Here is a 13,882-nt window from a genome sequence, read left to right on the forward strand (position 1 = left end):
GGGGCGGCGAGCAGAAATCGACGAATCGCAGGGGGTGGCAGAATCGGCGCATGGCCGACCCCTCGCGCTACTCGCGGCAGCTGATCCTGCCGGGGTTCGGCGAGGGCGGGCAGGCGGCGCTCGAGCGCTCGCGCGTGCTCGTGATCGGCGCCGGCGGGCTCGGTTGTCACGTGCTGCCTCAGCTCGCGGCGATGGGCGTCGGCACGATCGGCGTCGTCGACGACGACCTGGTGGAGGCGAGCAATCTGCACCGGCAGACCCTCTACACGCCGGCCGACGTGGGGGCGCCGAAGGCGGCGCGCGCCGCCGCGCGGGTGCGGGAGCTGAACCCCGAGGCATCCGTGCACGTGCACCTGGACCGGCTGTCGGCGGCGAACGCGCTCGAGCTGTTCGACGGGTACGACCTCGTCATCGACGGCAGCGACAACTTCCCCACCCGATACCTCGTCGACGACTCGGCCGCGCTCTCGGGCATCCCGTCGGTGTGGGGTGCGGTGCACCGCTACGGCGGGCAGGCGGGCGTGTCATGGGCCTCGCGCGGCCCGAGCTACCGTGACCTGTTCCCGCAGCCGCCCGAGCCGGGCACCGTGCCGTCGTGCGCCGAGGCCGGGGTGCTGCCGTCGGTGTGCGCCGTGATCGGCGGGCTGCTCGTCTCGGAGACGGTGAAGCTCGTCACGGGCATCGGCGAGCCGCTGCTCGGCAGGGTGGTCGCCTACGACGCCCGCGCGGGCAGCGTCCGGGAACTCGCGTACGGGCGCGACCCCGACGCGGCGCCCGTCACGGCGCTGATCGACTACGACGAATTCTGCGGGCCGGCGCCCGCACCGAGAGAGACGGATGCTTCGACCATGACCCCTTCCGCAGACGAGACCCCCGACGAGATCACCCCGGAGGCCCTGGCCGCCGCCCGCGCCGACGGCGAGCAGGTGCAGCTCGTCGACGTGCGCGAGCCGTGGGAGGCCGAGATCGCCTCGCTCGACGGGGCGGTGCTGATCCCGCTCGGGCAGCTGCCGCAGCGCTGGCAGGAGCTCGACCCCTCCGCCCCGACCGTCGTGATGTGCCACGGCGGAGTGCGCTCGGCGCAGGGCCGGGACATCCTGCGCTCGCTCGACTTCGAGTTGGTCACCTCGCTCGCCGGCGGAATCGACGCGTGGTCGCGGCGGGTCGACGCATCCGTGCCCCGGTACTAGCGTCGGCGGGCCGGGCGGTCAGCCGCCGGCGAACGGCGGCAGCACGTCGACCGTGCCGGAGACGGGGTGGTCGCGGTCGCGGCGCACGACGCCGCCGACGAGGAACGACCCGGAGCGCAGGATGCGCCGCATCGGGTCCCCGTAGCGCTCGACGAGCAGATCCTGGAGGGCGCCGAGCAGGGCGGGCTCGGGCAGTTCGACGGTCTCCTGCTCGGTTCCGGTCGCCTCGGCCGCCGCCGCGAAGTACCGCACGGTCAGCTCAGCCACCGATCGCTCCCATCGACCGGGACGGCGGTGCGAAGTCGGGCAGCGAGATGCCGTGCCCGGCCTGCTTGTTCCACATCGCGGCCCGCCACCGCTCGGCGAGTTCGGCGTCGCTCGCGCCGCCGCGCAGCAGCACGCGCAGGTCGGTCTCGTCGTCGCCGAACAGGCACGAGCGCACCGTGCCCTCGGCGGTGATGCGGGTGCGGTCGCACGCCTGGCAGAAGCTGCGGGTGACCGAGGCGATGATGCCGACGGTGGCGGGCCCGCCGTCGACGAGCCACTCCTCGGCGGGGGCCGACGGGTCGTGGCGGCCCGCCTCGACGAGCCCGAACCTCTCCCCCAGCACCGCGAGCAGCTCGGCGGCGGTCACCATGTGCTCGCGCGCCCACGCGCGGTCGGCGTCGAGCGGCATCTGCTCGATGAACCGCAGCCGCGCGTCGCGCGCGACCGCCCAGGCGAGCAGCTCGGGCGCATCGGCGAGGGTCTCGCGCATCATCACGGCGTTGAGCTTGAGCGGGGCGATGCCCGCCTCGTGCGCCGCCTCAATGCCGGCGATCACCGCGTCGAGGCGGTCGCGGCGGGTAAGCCGCGCGAAGTGCTGCGGGTTCACGGTGTCGAGCGAGATGTTCACCCGGTCGAGTCCCGCGGCCAGCAGCGCGGGCAGCCGCTTGTCGAGGCCGATGCCGTTGGTCGTCAGCGCCAGCTCGGCGTCCGGCGCCGCCTGGCGGGACAGGCCGACGATCTCACCGAGGTCGGCGCGCATGAGCGGCTCGCCGCCGGTGAACCGCACCTCGCGGATCCCGAGCTCCCGCACCGCCAGGCCGACGAGGCGGGCGATCTCGGGCGCCGTCAGCAGCTCGTCACGGGCGATCGCGGGCAGCCCCTGCTCCGGCATGCAGTAGGTGCAGCGCAGCGAGCAGGTCTCCGTCACCGACACGCGCAGATCGCGCGCGACGCGGCCGAAGCGGTCGATCAGCCCCGCCAGGTCGGGCCGGCCGTCGATGGGCGGCGCCTGCGCCGGGTCGCGCCGCCGCTGCGGCAGGCCCAGCGCGATCGTCGTCATGCAGGTCACGATAACCCGCGGCCACGTCGGCCGGCGGCGTATCGTCGCTGGCGTGAGGCGTGACGACACGGTGAGAGCGGATGCCCGGCCGGCCGTGCTCGCCGCGATCCGCAGCACCCCGATCACCGTGGAGGAGGTCGCCGCCTTCGTCGGCTCGCCCGCCGACGGCGCCGTGGTGACCTTCGCCGGGGTGGTGCGCAACCACGACGGCGGCCGCCCGGTCACGGCGCTCGAGTACCAGGCGCATCCGGACGCCGAGCAGTTCCTCACCGAGATCTGCGCCCGGCTCGCGGCCGAAAGCGGCCTGCGCGTGGCGGCGACGCACCGGGTCGGGCGGCTCGCGATCGGCGAGGTCGCGCTGGCTGCGGCCGTGGCGGCGCCGCACCGGGCCGAGGCGTTCGCGGCGTGCGCCGAGCTCGTCGACCGGATCAAGGCGGAGGTGCCGATCTGGAAGCGGCAGCGCTTCGCCGGCGGCGACTCGGAGTGGGTGGGACTGTAGGGTGCTTGGTCTCCATTCACGCCTACGGCGTGGGTCGACCAGCGCGTTGGTCACGCGTGCGGCGTGAGTCGGCCAGCGCGGCGGTCACGCGTGCGGCGTGAGTCGACCAGCGCAGGGGCGCGGCGGCGCAGCGCTACGCGGCCTGGGGGAGCTTGGCGAGCGCGTCTTCGACGGCGACCCAGGAGAGCATCGCGCACTTGACCCGTGCGAGATAGCGGGAGGCGCCGGAGAGCACGACGGCGTCGCCGAGCAGCTCGTCGTCGCCGGCGATCTCACCGCGCGACCGCATCATGTCGCGGAACAGGCCGATCCGCTCGGTCAGCTCGGCGGGCTCGAGGTCGTGCACGAGGTCGGACAGCAGCGAGGCGGAGGCCTGGGAGATGGCGCAGCCGTGGCCCTCCCAGCTGAGCGACTCGACCCTGTCGCCGGAGGGCGACAGGTGCAGGCGCACGGTCACCTCGTCGCCGCAGGTCGGGTTCAGCTGGTGCGACTCGGCGGCGGCCGGCTCGCGCAGCCCGAAGTGATGCGGGGCGCGGGCGTGATCCATGATCGTCTCGCGGTAGAGGTCTTGCAGCTCGTCGCTCATCTCGGAATCCAGGCTACGCCGGAGGCGTCACTTGCCGGTGAGGTACGACAGCGCCGTCGAGGCCGCGGTGAAGAGGTATCCGCCGGCGTTGGTGGTGTTGCTGTCTGCCACGGCCGACTGCGACTGGGCGACGCGGGAGTCGATCTGCGACTTCTGCGCAGAGGTGAGCTTGGTGGAGGCATCCGCGTACTTCTTCAGCAGCTTGCCCGTGTGGTCGATCTCGCTCAGCGCGTTCGGGGTGTCGGGCGTGATCGTCATGCCCCAGATGATCGCCGTATTGAGGTCGTGCACCTGCGTGTAGGAGGTGATGTGCACGCTCGTGCTCGCGGACGGCGTGGCGGAGGACGCATCGTGCGACGGTGAGGAGGTGCACCCGGCGAGCGCGAGTCCGGCCGCGAGGACGGCCGCGGCGGCGAGGGGTTTCTTCATGGCCCGGCAAGGTTATCCGACGCGGCTAGGAGAGGATCGGGGGCATGAGCGATGAACTCGTGCTGGGGCTCGACACTTTCGGCGACGTGCTGGAGGACGACGACGGCAATCTGAAGACGTATGCGGCGAGCATCCGTGACATCGTCGACCAGGCCGCGCTCGCGGATGAGGTCGGCGTCGACGCGATCACGCTCGGCGAGCACCACCGGCCCGAGTTCGCGATCAGCTCGCCAGAGATGGTGCTCGCGGCGATCGCCTCGCGCACCCGGCGGATCAAGCTGGGATCGGGGGTGACCGTGCTGTCCTCCGACGATCCGGTGCGCGTGTTCGAGCGGTTCGCGACCCTCGACGCCGTGTCGAACGGCCGTGCAGAGGTGATCATGGGCCGCGGCTCGTTCACCGAGTCGTTCCCGCTGTTCGGCTTCGACCTGGCCGACTACGAGCAGCTGTTCGAGGAGAAGCTCGGCCTGTGGGCGAAGCTGCTGGAGGAGAAGCCGGTGACCTGGAGGGGCCGCACCCGGGCCCCGCTCACCGACGCCGACGTGTTCCCCAAGACCGAGCACGGGCTGACCACCTATGTCGGGGTGGGCGGATCGCCCGAGTCCGTGGTGCGCACGGCCCGCTACGGGTTCCGGCTGATGCTCGCGATCATCGGCGGGTCGCCGACCCGGTTCCGTCCGTACATCGACCTGTACCACCGCGCCACGGCGCAGCTGGGCACGCCCGACCTGCCCATTGGCGTGCACTCCCCCGGCTTCATCGCCGACACCGACGAGGAGGCGAAGGAGCTGCTCTTCCCCCGCTTCAAGAAGGTGCGCGATCGCATCGGCGCCGAGCGGGGCTGGAACCACGAGGTCAGCCGGGAGGACTTCGAGGCGGAGGCGGAATCGGGGTCGGTGTACGTCGGCTCGCCCGAGACCGTCGCCCGGCGCATCGCGACGACGATCCGGGCGCTCGGCATCCAGCGCTTCGACCTGCTCTACACCTCGGGATCCATCCCGGCGTCGGCGGCCGCGCACGCGGTCGAGCTGTACGGCACGAAGGTCATCCCGATGGTGCGCGACCTGCTGAACAGCTAGGCGGGGGTACCGGGGCGGGGCGGGGCGGTCAGGCGGGGGATGCCACGGCCGCCAGCCGCGCGGCGGGCACCATGCGCTGCCGCGCGATCGCCAGCACCGTCACCGCGACCGAGCCGACGAGCCACAGGGCGAGCGCCGCGATCGCGCCGCCCGGAACCGCGAGCCCCTGCACGACGGCCGACACGAGCTGCTGCCCCGGGGCGATCGGAGTGGCCGAGCTCAGAGTCACCATGAACTGCGGGGCCGTGCCGACGAGGGCCGTGGCGAGGCCGAGCAGGATCACCAGCATCGACACGAAGCGCCACGCTCCGCCGAGCACGGCGGCGAGCGCCTGATTCACCGCCGCGAACGCCACCCCGGCGAGCGCTCCGGCCCCGGCGAGGGCGAACCACGGACCCACGCCGAGCTGCAGCAGCGGCTGCAGCGCCGCGGCGACGGCCAGCCCCTGCACGACCCCGATGCCGGCCGGCAGGGCGAGTCCCTGCAGTGCGAGCTGCAGCGCCGAGCGGGGCGAGCCGAGCGCACGTGCCGAGAACGGCCGGATCAGCAGGAAGGTCGCGAGCGCGCCGAGCCAGAGGGCGAGCACGGCGAACAGCGGGGCCGCGAGCTCCCCGAATCCGGCCGCGGCCCCTGACCTGGCCGCAACCGGGTCGGCGACGACCGACGAGAGGGTCTTGCGCTCGGCATCCGTGTAACTGGGAATCGACCCGGCCGCCTGCTTCAGCCCGCTCGCGAGCGTGCCCACTCCGTCGACGTACTTCGAGACGCCGTCGGCGAGCTGCTGTGCGCCCGGCGCGAGCTGGGCGGCGCCGGAGGCCACCTGCTGCGCGGCCGAGGCGAGCTGCGCGCCGCCCGACGCCGACTGCTGCGCACCCGAGGCGAGCTGCGCGGCACCGGAGGCCGACTGTTGCGCACCCGACGCGAGCTGCGCGGTCCCCGTCGCGACCCCGGCGGCGCCGGTCGAGACCTGGGCCGCCGCGCCGGCGACGCTCGCCGCGCTGTCGCTGAGCTGCTGCACGCCGTCGGCTGCGGCGTCGACCTGCGCGACGATCGACGACGGGTCGACGGTCTGCGCAGAACCCGACCCGGATCCCCCCGCCGCCGCCTGTGCGGCCCCGGCGAGCGACGCGATGGACTGGTCGCCCGACAGGGACGCGATCGACTGGCCGACGGCGGCGCACTGGGTCTGGTCGCCCGCGGAGCACGCGGTAATGGCCGGCTGCAGCGCGCTCAGTCGCGCACCGAGGCCGGAGAGCTGCGACGACACCGCGCCGAGTTGCGTGAGGCCGCCTGCGATCGCGTCAAGCTGCTGCCGGGCGGACTGCACGCTGTCGTTCAGCGTGCTGAGCCCCTGCGCCACGCCCGCGGTGCCGGTCGCCACGCCTGCGGCGCCCGTCGACACCTGCGAGGCCGCGCCCGAGACGCTCTGCGCCGCCGAGGCGAGCTGCGACGAGCCGGCGGCGAGACTGGACGCACCGGTGGCGAGCTGCTGCGACCCGCCGGCGAGACTCGATGCGCCCGACGCCAGCTGAGCGGTGCCGGAGGTCAGTCCGTCGGCGCCGGTCGCAAGCTGCTGCGCGCCGGAGACGAGTGAGCCGCCCTGAGACGCCAGCTTCTTCGCGCCGCTCGCCGCCTGATCGAGCTTGTCGCCGAGCGTGTTGAAACCCACGTACACGTTGTCGAGGTACTGGCCGGTCAGGGCGGTTCCCATCGTGTCGGCGGCGGTCTGCGCGATGGTCTGGCTGATGGTGCTGTCGAGCACCTTGGAGGCCTTCGAGGTCCGCACCTGGATCGTCGCCTGCCGCGCATCGCTCGGCTTCTCGGCGCTCGAGGTGGCTGCGGCCGAGAAGCCCTTCGGAATGGTGATGACGGCGGTGTATTCGCCGCTCGCGAGCCCGGCCGAGGCATCCGATGCATCGGTGATGACCCAGTCGAAGTTCTGCTGCGCCTTCTTCGACCCCGGCTTCGCGTCGCCGACCAGGCCGGCGGCGAGCTGTCGGCCGAGCGGCACCGTCTGGCCGCTGACCGTGACCGGCTGGTCGTCGTTGACGATGGCGGCCTTCAGGGTGTCGAGGCGGTCCTGCGGGTTCCACAGGGCCCAGACGAGGACGCCGGCGATGACGAACGGCACGAGCACGATGCCGACGATCGAGAGCACGGTGAGGCGGCGACGGGAGCCGGCGCGTTCGGCGAGGGCGGTGAACAGGGTCATGCGAGGGACTCCACGGGGATCGGGGTCGTTTCGGCCGGGCGGGTCTGCGGCAGCTGCGCGCGGGCGCGCTGCGGTTCGGCGGTGCCGATGAGAACGGTGATCGGATGCTTCGCGCCGGCGCCCGCGAGCTCCGCCAGCACGCGGCGCAGGGACTCGAGGCCGGCGGGGTCGGTGAGCCGGTCGACGCCGTCGACCGCGACGAGCTCGACGCCGGGGCGCAGCACGGAGAGGAACCGGCCGGTCACGTCGACGCCGTCGGCGAGCTCGAGATAGGCGGAGTGGCGGCGCACCCAGCCGCCCTGCTCGGGCAGCACCCGGCCGAGAACCTTGAGCCGGCCGCGGTCGGGCCGGGCCCGGCCGCTGAGGGTGAGCATCAGGGCGCGCACCCCCGCCGGCGTGGACGCCGCCACGAGGGACGCCTCGCCCCGGGGAACGCGCAGGTCGACGCCCGAGAACACAGTGACGCCGCCCGGGGTCTCGGTAGCCATCCCCGAGGCGATGACCGCGTCGCGCGCATCGGGCTCGGGCCAGTCGGCGAGCGCGAGTTGCCGCTCGAGGCCCTCCCCCTCGATGTCGAAACGCGGCAGGGCGCGGTCGAGCCACTTCGGCAGCCGCCACGCGGCGTCGCCGAGCAGGGCGAGCACGGCGGGCACCAGGGTCATGCGCACGAGGAACGCGTCGACGAACACGCCGACGGCGAGGCCGAGCGCCATCGGCTTGATGGTCGTGTCGCCCTCGGGGAAGAACGCGGCGAAGACGCCGAACATGATGACGGCCGCGGCGGTCACGACCTTCGCCGACCCGAGGAAGCCCGCCTCGATGGAGCGCCGGGCGCCGCCGCGGTGCACGTATTCCTCACGGATGCGGCTGACGAGGAACACCTCGTAGTCCATCGCGAGCCCGAACAGCACCCCCATCAGGATGATCGGCAGGAAGCTGATCACCGGGCCGTTCTGCTCGACGCCGAGGATGCCGTTGAACCAGCCCTCGCCGAACACGCCCCACACCGCGCCGAGCGCGGCGACAACGCTGAACAGGTAGCCGAGGGTGGCCTTGATCGGCACGGCGATCGACCGGAACACCATGGCGAGCAGGATCAGCGAGAATCCGACGACGAGGGCGCCGAACGGGAACAGCGCGGCGCCGAGCCGGGCCGACACGTCGATGCCGAGCGCGGTGAAGCCTGTGACGTCGAGGGTGACGCCGTACTTGTCCTGGAAGTGCGGGCGCAGCTCGCGGATGCGGTTCACCAGGTCGGCCGTCGCCTGGCTGGTCGGCGCGCTCTTCGGAACGACCTGGATGATGCCGGTGTCGGCGGCGGCGTTCGGCGTCGCGAGCGGCACGTCGGCCACATCGGGAAGCTTGCGGATCTCGGCGGCGAGATCCTTCATCAGCCCGACCGGGTCGTCACTCGTGACGATCGTTCCGGTGACGATGAGGGCGCCGTTGTAGCCCGGCCCGAAGTGGTCGCTAATCAGGTCATAGGCCTGACGCGCAGGTTCGGACTTCGGCAGCTGGCCCGCGTCGGTCAGGTCGAGGCGGATCTTGCTCGCCGGGATCGCCGCGAGCGAGAGCACCCCCGCGATGACGACGATCGTCACCACCGGCCACTTGGTGGCCGCCCGCACCCAGCCGAGGAAGAAGCGGTTGGGGCGAGTGGTCGTGGGGGGCGCTTGGCCTCCATTCACCCGCTGCGCGGGCGCGTCGACCGGCCGGGGCGTGCGGGGGCGGCGCTTGCGGGGGCGGCCGAGGCGGTCGCCGGCGAGCGCGAGCAGCGCCGGCACCAGGGTGAGCGACATCAGCACGGCGACGGCGATGCCCATCGCCGCGGCGGCGCCCATCGTGGTGAGGAACGGGATGTTCGCGACCGCGAGCCCGAGCAGGGCGATGATCACGGTAATGCCCGCGAACACGACGGCCGAGCCTGCCGTCGCGACGGCCCGGGCGATCGATTCCCGGGGCTCCATGCCGTGCCGGCGCTGGTCGATGTGGCGGCTGATGATGAACAGCGCGTAGTCGATGCCGACGGCGAGGCCCAGCATCAGGGCGAGCATGGGCGTGGTCGAGGCGATGGGCCCGAAGACCGTGGACAGGTAGATGCCCGCCGTCGACAGGGCGACGCCGAGCAGCGCCGAGATGAGCGGCATGCCGGCGGCGAGGAACGAGCCGAAGGTGATCAGCAGCACCACGATCGCGACGATCAGGCCGATGCCCTCCGTGGCCGAGATTGCGGGGAAGGTGCCGCTGAACAGCGAGCCGCCCATCACTGCCCGCGCGCCGTGCGGCAGCTGCTGCTCGAGGTCGTGGGCCGCGTCTTGCAGCAGGTCCTTCTGATGCTCGGTGACCTCGGTCTGGCCCTTGGCCATCTGCACCGAGACGATGCCGGCCGATTTGTCGTCGGAGACGATGCCGCCGTTGGTGCTGAACGGCGAGGTGGCACCGGCGACCCCGGGAAGGTCGGCGATGGTCTTCGCCTCGGCGTCGACGAGCGATCGGTACGGGGCATCCGTCACCTGGTCGCCGGGCGCCGCGACCACAACGAGCTGGGCGGATGCGCCGCTGGCCTGGGGGAACGTGGTCGACAGCCGGTCGAGGGCCTGCTGCGCCTCGGTGCCGGGGATCGTCACCGAGTTGTCGGTGCCCTTGTTCAGCAGCGCGGCGCCGGCGCCGACGAGGGCGATCAGCACGAGCCATCCGATCACGACGAGCACGCGGGCGCGGGTGATCCACTGGCCCATCGCGTAGAGCACTGACGCCATCCGGCCGCCTTCCGAGATTCGATACACGCCTGTATCGAAGGGAGTCTATGTCATCGATACACTGCTGTATCGAGACGCAGGCTGAGAGGACGGTGGGACTGTGGCCGACGACGACCAGGCCCCTGCGGCACCGGCGCGCCGACGCGAGAACACGCGTGAGCGGCTGATCGAGGCCGCGTTCGAGGTGTTCGCCGAGCAGGGCGTCAGCGCGGCGAGCGTCGAGGCGATCGTGGAGCGCGCGGGCTTCACCCGCGGCGCCTTCTATTCCAACTTCGAGAGCAAGGTCGAGCTCTTCTTCGCCATCGCCGACGAGCGCTACGCCGCCTCGGCCGAGGGGCTGGCCGCCGGGGTCGACGACATCTTCGCCGACGCGCTGCCCGAGGGCGCGCCGATCACCGCCAAAGCGGTCGAGGGCGTCGTCGCCCGGGTGCTGGCGCTCGCGCACACCGAACCGAAGTGGGAGCTCTTCGAACTCGAGTTCGAGGCCCTCGCGCTGCGCGATCCCGAGATCGCGGCGCGCTACGCCGGCCATCAGCAGCTCGTCATCGAGGGGCTCGCCCGGCTGCTGGCGGCCGCGCTCGAGCGCGGCGGGCTGCGGTTCACGCTGCCGCCCGAGCAAGCCACCCGGCTGCTCGTGTCGGCCTATTCGGCGGCCGCCCGGCGGCATATCGCGTCGGGCCGCTCCGCTCCCCTGTCCCCCTCCGACCTCGAAGACGTCACGGCGCTCGCCTATCTGCTCACCGAGCGCGCATCCCAGCACTGACGCGCGGCGCGTGTGCCGCGCGGCCCGCCCGGGTACCTGGGCAGCAGTCTCGACCTGGAGGAGGAGACCATGAGCGACACATCTGACCGCACCAGAGCCGTGCGCGCCCCCGAGCCCGACGACACGCCGGCGGACGCGCCCACCACCGCCGTCGCCGCCGAGCCCGGCGCGACCCACCGCGAAGAGGTCGTGGCACGCGAGCAGGCGGAGTTCGGCGGCATCAAGTGGGGCTCGGCGTTCTTCGGCTGGCTCACGGCGACGGGCACCGCGGTGCTGCTGACCGCCATCCTGAGCGCGATCGGCGCCGGCGTGGGCCTCGGCTCCAGCAACGGGAACGCGAACGACGCCGCCCGCAACGCGACCCAGAACGCGACGACCGTGGGCGTCGTCGGCGCGATCGCACTGGCCGTAGTCCTGTTCCTGGCGTACTTCTGCGGCGGCTACGTCGCCGGCCGGATGGCGCGCTTCGCGGGCGCGAAGCAGGGCCTCGCGGTGTGGATCTGGGCCGTCGTGATCGCGATCGTCGTGGCCATCGTGGCCGCCGTCGCCGGCGCGCAGTTCAACGTCCTCGGCAACATCAACAGCTTCCCGCGCATCCCCGTGGACGAGGGCACCCTCACCGTCACGGGCATCGTCACCGCGATCGTCGTCGCGATCCTCAGCCTCGTCGGCGCGATCCTCGGCGGCATCGCGGGCATGCGCTACCACCGCCGTGTCGACCGCGTGGGTCTCGGCCGCTGATCGGAAGCGATCCGGCACTGATCCGGCTCTGAAGGAGGAACCCATGATCGAGCGCATCTACGTCAACAGCCTGTTCGGCGCCAAGGTCGTCGACCGCGACGGCGAGAAGGTCGGCACCGTCAAGCAGGTCTACCTCGACAAGGACACCGGCGACCCGCTCTTCGCCACCGTACCGACCGGCTTCTTCGGCACCTCGCAGTCGTTCGTGCCACTGCGCGACGCCGAACTCGTCGGCGAGGAGCTGCGGGTCGGCTACGACAAGGAGACGATCAAGGGCGCGCCGCGCGTCGACAACGACGGCGAGCTGACCGACGACGAGCAGGACCGCCTCTTCGACTACTACCGGTCGGCCGGCCTCGCCGAGGACGACAACGACAACGCCGGGGGCGGCAACGGCGAGGGCGGCGACACGGATGTCGCGGCCGGCGGCCCGACGAGCACCGGCGTCGTGACTCCCGTGCCGACGGCGGAGCCCCCGGCCGTGTCGGATCAGGACGCAGCGGATCGGGCCGCGGCCGAACAGCAGGGCGCGGCCGAGCAACAGGCCGACGCCGGGCAGCCGGCGGCGACCGCGTGGACCGCCGACGGCGGCACGGACGAACCGGCGCCGACCACCGGCCGCACCCGCCTGCGTCGGCACGTGGTGACGGATGCGCAGACCGAGTTCGACCCGAACGGCGAGACGGTGGCCGAGAGCCGCGAGACGGTCACGGTCGAGCGCAGCCGCACGGGCCGGCACGTGGCCGACGCCCCGGCCGACCAGTCCGGGCAGGGCGGTACCGACTAAACCGAACGGCCGCCGCTCGCATCGACCGACCGCAGCAGCCGGTCGGCGAGCGCGCGCAGTCGCGCGCGAAGCTCGTCGGGTCGCTCGACGACGAGGTCGCGATCGAGCCCGGCGAGCAGGGCGGCCACCCAGTCCAGTTCTTGCGCGCGGATGCGGACCCGGCTCCACCCATCCGCCAGATCCGCCCCGCCCTCGACGACCGCGACCGCCGCGGGCAGCCGGCGGCGCACCTCGTCCGGCGCGGCGCGCACCTTCACCGACACGTCGTGCGCCCACGGGGCCGACGCCAGACTGCCGAGCACGGCGTCGACCGGGTCGAAACCGGGCGGCACCTCGAACCGTCCCGGCAGCAGGGAGGGGCTGGCCATGCGGTCGAGGCGGAAGGTGCGCACCTCGTCGCGCCCCGTGTCGTGACCGGTGGCGTACCAGCGGCCGGCGTGCGCGACGATGCCGTACGGCAACAGGGTTCTGGCGCTGCCGTGCCCGATGCGCGAGGTGTACTCGAACCACAGCGGCCGATGGTCGCGCGCTGCGGACGCCACCAGCAGCAGCACCCGCGTCTCGGCGCCTGCGGCGGAGACGGCGGGCCCGCTGAAGCCGGCGCTCTCGATCAGGGCCTCCAGCCGGCGCGCGCTGCGCTCGGGCAGCGACCGCCGCACCTTCGCCGACGCCGCGTCCGCCGCGGGCGAGGCCGCGGCGACGAGCCCGGAACGCCGACCGGCGACGAGGCCCAGCGTCACGGCGAGAGCTTCGTCCTCGGTGAGCATCAGAGGAGGCATCCGATCACCGGCCGCGAGCTCGTAGCCGCCGTGGCGGCCACGGATGCTGACGACCGGCACCTCGAGTTCGAGCAGGTGCGCGATGTAGCGGCGCACCGTGCGCTCGTCCACCTCGAGCGCGGCGGCGAGCTCGGCAACCGTGCGCCGGCCCCCGCGCTGCAGGATCTCGAGCAGCGTGAGCACGCGGACCGTGGGACGGGTCATTCCCGAGATGGTGCCATAACCGGGCGGATGCCGCCCGGTATCGCGCATACCGTCGGGCAAAAGCCGAACCACATCGGGAAGGACCCCCTCATGAATTTCGTCTCCACACGATTCGTCACCGACGACGTCGACGGCATGGCCGCCTTCTACGAGCAGCTCACCGGGATCGCCGCGAGCAGGCCCGCGCCCGTCTTCGCCGAGCTGATCACACCGACCGCCACGCTCGCGATCGGCAGCACCAGCACCGTGCCGGTCTTCGCGCCGGGCGCCGCCGAGCCGGCGGCCAACCGCTCCGCCATCATCGAATTCCTCGTCGACGACGTCGACGCCGAGTTCCGCCGGCTCGACGCGCTCGGGCTCGACTTCGTCACCGAGCCCGCGCTGATGCCGTGGGGCAACCGCGCGTTCTTCCTGCGCGACCCGGACGGCAATCTGATCGGGCTGTTCACTCCTTCCACCCCCGCGGCGATCGAGCGGTTCGCCGACCGGCCCTACGCGGCCGGGTGAGACCCCGGCGCCCGTGCGCC

14 protein-coding genes are annotated in these 13,882 nt (G+C 72.7%); 7 read left to right on the forward strand and 7 right to left on the reverse strand.

Annotated elements, in window-relative coordinates; all coding sequences use genetic code 11:
• Nucleotides 1-50: 50 nt before the first annotated feature.
• Nucleotides 51-1,190: a ThiF family adenylyltransferase gene (locus tag H563_RS15845; protein ID WP_022882207.1), complete on the forward strand. Its 1,140-nt coding sequence runs from the start codon at nucleotides 51-53 to the stop codon at nucleotides 1,188-1,190.
• Between the two features lie 18 nt (nucleotides 1,191-1,208).
• Here the strand turns inward: H563_RS15845 and H563_RS0108645 are convergent, their stop codons facing one another.
• Both H563_RS0108645 and moaA read right to left on the reverse strand, forming a co-directional pair.
• Entirely contained in the window at nucleotides 1,209-1,457 is a 249-nt protein-coding gene (locus tag H563_RS0108645; protein WP_022882208.1) for a MoaD/ThiS family protein, read from the reverse strand.
• Entirely contained in the window at nucleotides 1,450-2,517 is a 1,068-nt protein-coding gene (gene moaA, locus H563_RS0108650) for a GTP 3',8-cyclase MoaA (RefSeq protein WP_027479256.1), read from the reverse strand. Before moaA ends, H563_RS0108645 begins: the two co-directional genes overlap by 8 nt.
• 52 nt (nucleotides 2,518-2,569) lie before the next feature.
• On the opposite strand from moaA, the gene H563_RS0108655 reads away from it, so the two are divergent.
• On the forward strand, nucleotides 2,570-3,016 hold the full coding sequence (locus tag H563_RS0108655; RefSeq protein WP_407635317.1) for a molybdenum cofactor biosynthesis protein MoaE: 447 nt from the start codon (nucleotides 2,570-2,572) through the stop codon (nucleotides 3,014-3,016).
• Nucleotides 3,017-3,149: 133 nt separating this feature from the next.
• Here H563_RS0108655 and sufU read toward each other — a convergent pair whose 3' ends face one another.
• Nucleotides 3,150-3,602: a Fe-S cluster assembly sulfur transfer protein SufU gene (sufU, locus tag H563_RS0108660; protein WP_022882211.1), complete on the reverse strand. Its 453-nt coding sequence runs from the start codon at nucleotides 3,600-3,602 to the stop codon at nucleotides 3,150-3,152.
• A 27-nt stretch (nucleotides 3,603-3,629) separates the two neighbouring features.
• A complete protein-coding gene (locus tag H563_RS0108665) occupies nucleotides 3,630-4,031 on the reverse strand; it encodes a hypothetical protein (RefSeq protein WP_022882212.1) in 402 nt (133 codons plus the stop codon).
• A gap of 44 nt (nucleotides 4,032-4,075) precedes the next feature.
• On the opposite strand from H563_RS0108665, the gene H563_RS0108670 reads away from it, so the two are divergent.
• Nucleotides 4,076-5,110 carry an LLM class flavin-dependent oxidoreductase gene (locus tag H563_RS0108670; RefSeq protein ID WP_022882213.1) on the forward strand — a complete coding sequence of 345 codons (1,035 nt, stop codon included), beginning with the start codon at nucleotides 4,076-4,078 and terminating at the stop codon, nucleotides 5,108-5,110.
• A gap of 28 nt (nucleotides 5,111-5,138) precedes the next feature.
• On the opposite strand, the gene H563_RS0108675 is transcribed toward H563_RS0108670, so the two are convergent.
• Both H563_RS0108675 and H563_RS15850 read right to left on the reverse strand, forming a co-directional pair.
• Nucleotides 5,139-7,322, reverse strand: a complete 2,184-nt coding sequence (locus tag H563_RS0108675) for a YhgE/Pip domain-containing protein (protein WP_022882214.1) — start codon at nucleotides 7,320-7,322, stop codon at nucleotides 5,139-5,141.
• The gene (locus H563_RS15850) at nucleotides 7,319-10,081 is read right to left on the reverse strand and encodes an MMPL family transporter (protein ID WP_022882215.1); all 2,763 of its coding nucleotides are present in this window, start codon (nucleotides 10,079-10,081) and stop codon (nucleotides 7,319-7,321) included. The genes H563_RS0108675 and H563_RS15850 overlap by 4 nt, the downstream gene beginning before the upstream one ends.
• A 100-nt stretch (nucleotides 10,082-10,181) precedes the next feature.
• On the opposite strand from H563_RS15850, the gene H563_RS0108685 reads away from it, so the two are divergent.
• The 3 genes from H563_RS0108685 to H563_RS17400 all read left to right on the forward strand — a co-directional run bounded on the left by H563_RS0108685 (nucleotide 10,182) and on the right by H563_RS17400 (nucleotide 12,372).
• Entirely contained in the window at nucleotides 10,182-10,844 is a 663-nt protein-coding gene (locus tag H563_RS0108685; RefSeq protein WP_022882216.1) for a TetR/AcrR family transcriptional regulator, read from the forward strand.
• A 69-nt stretch (nucleotides 10,845-10,913) separates the two neighbouring features.
• Nucleotides 10,914-11,585, forward strand: a complete 672-nt coding sequence (locus tag H563_RS0108690) for a hypothetical protein (protein ID WP_033210285.1) — start codon at nucleotides 10,914-10,916, stop codon at nucleotides 11,583-11,585.
• A 43-nt stretch (nucleotides 11,586-11,628) separates the two neighbouring features.
• A complete protein-coding gene (locus H563_RS17400) occupies nucleotides 11,629-12,372 on the forward strand; it encodes a PRC-barrel domain-containing protein (RefSeq protein WP_022882218.1) in 744 nt (247 codons plus the stop codon).
• Here H563_RS17400 and H563_RS0108700 read toward each other — a convergent pair.
• Nucleotides 12,369-13,355 (reverse strand): helix-turn-helix transcriptional regulator, encoded by a 987-nt coding sequence (locus H563_RS0108700; protein WP_022882219.1) that lies wholly within the window; start codon nucleotides 13,353-13,355, stop codon nucleotides 12,369-12,371. The genes H563_RS17400 and H563_RS0108700 overlap by 4 nt on opposite strands.
• A gap of 90 nt (nucleotides 13,356-13,445) precedes the next feature.
• Here H563_RS0108700 and H563_RS0108705 point away from each other — a divergent pair, with 90 nt between their 5' ends.
• Nucleotides 13,446-13,862, forward strand: a complete 417-nt coding sequence (locus tag H563_RS0108705; protein WP_022882220.1) for a VOC family protein — start codon at nucleotides 13,446-13,448, stop codon at nucleotides 13,860-13,862.
• The last annotated feature ends 20 nt before the right edge of the window (nucleotides 13,863-13,882 follow it).

The sequence above is a fragment of the Gryllotalpicola ginsengisoli DSM 22003 genome, from assembly GCF_000419445.1.
Taxonomy (GTDB): domain Bacteria; phylum Actinomycetota; class Actinomycetes; order Actinomycetales; family Microbacteriaceae; genus Gryllotalpicola; species Gryllotalpicola ginsengisoli.

Excerpts from the sequence above, each read along its gene's own strand:
- H563_RS0108700 (WP_022882219.1), bottom strand. The coding sequence starts at position 13,355 with ATGACCCGTCCCACGGTCCGCGTGCTCACGCTGCTCGAGATCCTGCAG.
- H563_RS17400 (WP_022882218.1), top strand. The coding sequence starts at position 11,629 with ATGATCGAGCGCATCTACGTCAACAGCCTGTTCGGCGCCAAGGTCGTC.
- H563_RS0108690 (WP_033210285.1), top strand. The coding sequence starts at position 10,914 with ATGAGCGACACATCTGACCGCACCAGAGCCGTGCGCGCCCCCGAGCCC.
- H563_RS15845 (WP_022882207.1), top strand. The coding sequence starts at position 51 with ATGGCCGACCCCTCGCGCTACTCGCGGCAGCTGATCCTGCCGGGGTTC.
- H563_RS0108670 (WP_022882213.1), top strand. The coding sequence starts at position 4,076 with ATGAGCGATGAACTCGTGCTGGGGCTCGACACTTTCGGCGACGTGCTG.
- sufU (WP_022882211.1), bottom strand. The coding sequence starts at position 3,602 with ATGAGCGACGAGCTGCAAGACCTCTACCGCGAGACGATCATGGATCAC.
- moaA (WP_027479256.1), bottom strand. The coding sequence starts at position 2,517 with ATGACGACGATCGCGCTGGGCCTGCCGCAGCGGCGGCGCGACCCGGCG.
- H563_RS0108665 (WP_022882212.1), bottom strand. The coding sequence starts at position 4,031 with ATGAAGAAACCCCTCGCCGCCGCGGCCGTCCTCGCGGCCGGACTCGCG.
- H563_RS15850 (WP_022882215.1), bottom strand. The coding sequence starts at position 10,081 with ATGGCGTCAGTGCTCTACGCGATGGGCCAGTGGATCACCCGCGCCCGC.
- H563_RS0108675 (WP_022882214.1), bottom strand. The coding sequence starts at position 7,322 with ATGACCCTGTTCACCGCCCTCGCCGAACGCGCCGGCTCCCGTCGCCGC.
- H563_RS0108705 (WP_022882220.1), top strand. The coding sequence starts at position 13,446 with ATGAATTTCGTCTCCACACGATTCGTCACCGACGACGTCGACGGCATG.